The organism is Chryseobacterium sp. VD8 (assembly GCF_037149975.1).
In the GTDB taxonomy this organism is placed as follows: domain Bacteria; phylum Bacteroidota; class Bacteroidia; order Flavobacteriales; family Weeksellaceae; genus Chryseobacterium; species Chryseobacterium indicum.
Window position 1 is genome coordinate 1 of record NZ_JBBCQL010000474.1, and the last position, 272, is coordinate 272.

At 41.5% G+C, this 272-nt stretch carries 1 pseudogene; it reads left to right on the plus strand.

Features of this window, described 5'->3' with window-relative positions:
• Positions 1 to 256 (plus strand): annotated as a pseudogene (locus tag WFK35_RS23095) (acetylornithine deacetylase); the annotation flags it as partial.
• Positions 257 to 272 lie beyond the last annotated feature (16 nt).

Consider the following 272-nt stretch of genomic DNA (forward strand, 5'->3'; position numbering starts at 1 on the left):
TTTAACCGCAAGATCTTTCAGGCTGAATTCTTCTAAAATTGAAATGGATCATCCTTTTGTACAGGCAGGATTAGCAGTGGGAAGGACAACGTACGGTTCCCCAACATCATCGGATCAGGCGATCATTCCGTGCACTTCCGTAAAATTGGGACCCGGAGACAGCAGGCGCTCTCACACCGCAGATGAATTTATTTTCATTGAAGAAATTGCAGAAGGAATTGAGATTTATATTGATATTTTGGAGAAAGTTTTATAAGCTGGAAGTAGGAAGT